This window comes from Candidatus Parvarchaeota archaeon (assembly GCA_016866895.1).
GTDB lineage: Archaea > Micrarchaeota > Micrarchaeia > Anstonellales > VGKX01 > VGKX01.
The window spans coordinates 1-2,728 of the sequence record VGKX01000159.1; the positions used below are offsets into that span (position 1 = coordinate 1).

The 2,728-nt window shown below is 49.6% G+C and carries 6 protein-coding genes; 4 read left to right on the forward strand and 2 right to left on the reverse strand.

All coding sequences use genetic code 11. The features are described from left to right. The coding region (locus FJZ26_05385; protein MBM3229839.1) for a hypothetical protein at window positions 1-296 on the reverse strand (296 nt) is incomplete at its 3' end. A 137-nt stretch (window positions 297-433) separates the two neighbouring features. Between FJZ26_05385 and FJZ26_05390 the strand changes: the two genes are divergently transcribed. Next, on the forward strand, window positions 434-1,033 hold the full coding sequence (locus FJZ26_05390) for a hypothetical protein (GenBank protein MBM3229840.1): 600 nt from the start codon (window positions 434-436) through the stop codon (window positions 1,031-1,033). 38 nt (window positions 1,034-1,071) lie between these two features. Here the strand turns inward: FJZ26_05390 and FJZ26_05395 are convergent, their stop codons facing one another. Further along, window positions 1,072-1,362, reverse strand: coding sequence for a hypothetical protein (locus tag FJZ26_05395; GenBank protein ID MBM3229841.1), 291 nt, complete (start codon window positions 1,360-1,362; stop codon window positions 1,072-1,074). 22 nt (window positions 1,363-1,384) lie between these two features. On the opposite strand from FJZ26_05395, the gene FJZ26_05400 reads away from it, so the two are divergent. From FJZ26_05400 to FJZ26_05410, 3 genes are all read left to right on the forward strand, one after another. After that, on the forward strand, window positions 1,385-1,462 hold the full coding sequence (locus FJZ26_05400) for a GlyGly-CTERM sorting domain-containing protein (GenBank protein MBM3229842.1): 78 nt from the start codon (window positions 1,385-1,387) through the stop codon (window positions 1,460-1,462). Between the two features lie 68 nt (window positions 1,463-1,530). Beyond that, window positions 1,531-1,863, forward strand: coding sequence for a hypothetical protein (locus FJZ26_05405; GenBank protein MBM3229843.1), 333 nt, complete (start codon window positions 1,531-1,533; stop codon window positions 1,861-1,863). 3 nt (window positions 1,864-1,866) lie between these two features. Beyond that, a partial coding sequence (locus FJZ26_05410) for a DMT family transporter (GenBank protein MBM3229844.1) occupies window positions 1,867-2,728 on the forward strand: 862 nt, incomplete at its 3' end.

The window sequence follows — 2,728 nt, forward strand, 5'->3', positions numbered from 1 at the left end:
TTGCTTGCAGGAATCTCAATAACCTGCGCGCCGTGCTTTTCCATGGCGTTTACCATCTGCTCGTGCTGCCTTAAGGCAACATCCTTTTTCGGGGCAGCGGATTTTGCTTCCCACTCATTTATAGGCAACCCGTTGCTCCAAACTTCTCCTAGGTACGTGGGCTTTTGGACCACTACAACTTTCAGTTTTCCAAATTCATTGTAGGCGCTGGGTTTTATGTGGCGCAAATCGAGCTTTCCAGCCCCCCCTTCAACCTGCATCCTGGAACTCGGTGTGGCTAATGCTGTCTGTTTCATGATTCTACCGCCCCTCTTGCCCTTATAAGCATAGCGTATGAAACATAACAACGGCAGGACAAATAGTGCCATATGGAACAATGGATTCTGGTGTCATGAATCTTGCAGCTGCTGCATGCATTTGTTGGTGATAATTAATGGCAAAAGTCTCGGACGACGTCAGGGCATACCTAAAGCAGCGCCAGCTAATCAAGGAGCTTTTGCCCTTGGGGGTTTTCAACTACACGGGCCTTGCGCGCTTTGCGGCAAAGGAAATCTACGGAAAGATGCAAAATGTGAATGCGATAAAGGCCGCGCTTTTGCGGCAGGCCGAGTCTGAGAAAATAAAAAGCACTTATCTTGACGAGGGAATAGGGCAAGTGCTTTCCTCAAGCAGGATTGAGATACGCTCGGCAGTGTCTGTTTTCGAGGCAAGCCGCGAGGTTCCCGAAAACGTGCCGACAATCTCCCAGTCAAACAACTCGGGCTCTTACATGGCAGTTGTCGACAGCGTGGATGCAAGAAAGATACGCCTGCGCAAGGGCGAGAAGCTGCAGGGCAACTACGATTTGATTGTCCTAAAAAGCCCTCCGACCCTTGAAACGACCCCTGGCGTCATTGCCCTAATCCTCAATGTTCTTGCCCGCGAAGGCATAAACGTTGTTGAATTCATATCCTGCATTAACGACACGCTTTTGGTTGTCAACAAGCGCGATACGCAGAGGGCCTTTGAGCTATTAAGGAGCCTGGTTGGGTAAAACCGCAAAACTAATTGTGAAATTTTATTTCCTCTGCCTTAGAATGTCGGGGGAAAATACTCCTCCCTGTGGGCTGCTTTCAGCTCCCATATGAACTTGCCCATCCCAACCTCCCCTATTTTTGCGCTAATCTGGTGCGAGTTTTCTGACAGGTACTTGTTGAGCTTCTCAGTCATTGCAGCGCACTCCACCGTCTCGTTGTTAATCCAGCTTGCTGAGCGCTGCGTCATGATTGCGTCAACAACAAGCTCCGCGTCAGAGCGCGGGGCGCCTAGCGCCATCACTTCTGCCAGAAGCTCGTACATGCCTTTTTTTGTTTCGCCTGCCATTTTTTGGTCGCCTTGCAACTAGATTAGCATTTCTTTTGGAATTTTACTTCTTTTGGGATTTTGTTACTTATTGAAAATGAAATTCTTAAAAACATTTTAGTTTGCCCCTGGCCTGCCAGTTTGCAAGGGTATTTGAACCTGTTGGGGCATAAACAATAAGTGATTTTTATGGCAAGCAGGAAAAAACCAGTTCACTTGGCTTTGGGTGCTGAAGGCAGCCTTGGCTTTTCCAAGCAAGGCCCCGCGTTTTCATCTGTGGCTACAGGCAACATGGGGCATCTGTTAAATGCGCACCAGCCTGACATTGTCTCACTTGACCGGGAGAGGGTCGAGTCCCTTTTGTCACTTGCAAGGCTTTCCGAAAGGCAGCAAAAGCCCGGAATTAGCCTTCCTGTTAGCGCCCTTCTTGCAAAGCTTGCAAAAAAAGAGGCTGCAGTCGCATCAGCGAACCTCTCATCGTCTTTTCTTGTTAAGGCGCCAAGAAAAAAGTCGCGAGCCTAAGTCATGAGGCGCAAGTCTTATTGTCTTAAGAAAAGGGGACGGCTGGTGGAAGATAAAATAAAAAGCGGCGTTGTTTTTGGCATACTCACGCTTCTTACAAGCGCCCTGCTTCCAATAACCTCCAAGTTCACGCTCAACTACCTTAGCCCGCTTGCATTTTCATCCTTGTCCATGCTTGCCGCAGCCGCCGTAAGCTTACTTTTGATTGCAGCCACGGGGAGCCTTGGCCTTGTGCTTCCGGCCGCAAAAAAAATCTGGAAGCTTGTGTTTTTTTCCTATGTGCTTTTCTCCCTATTTTTCTTCCTTGCGCAAAAACACTCCAGTGCCACTGTTGGCATAATAATTTTCCAGCTTGAGGCTGTTTTTGCCTTTGCCTTCAGCTTCCTTCTTTTTGGCCAAAAACCGCACAAGCTTCGCCTTGCACTTGTGGTTGCCGCGGCTGCGGCTGTCGGGTTTGCCCTGTCTGACACAAGCGAGCTGTTCACAGGGCAGGGCTGGACTGCGGCGTTTTTCATTGCTGCCGTCGCCTGCGTGCAGCTTGGGTATGCGCTGTCGCACAACCAGATAGAAAACATCGGTGCATTGCATCTTGTTTGTGCTGCAAGTGCCATGGGGGGAATCGGGCCTTTGTCCCTTGCAGTCGCATTTGAAGGGGCCGAAATATCTGCTATCCAGGCAGGCATGCTGCCATTTGTAATCCTCCATGGCATCCTAGGCTGGCTTTTGTCCTACCTGTTTTACTATGAATCAATGAAGAGAATAGGCGTTCCTTTTGCTACCGCCCTTCTTGTGCCAACCCCTGCTGTGTCAATGCTGCTTGCTTCAGTCTTTTTGGGGGAGGCGACAACCCTGCGCCAGCAGCTTG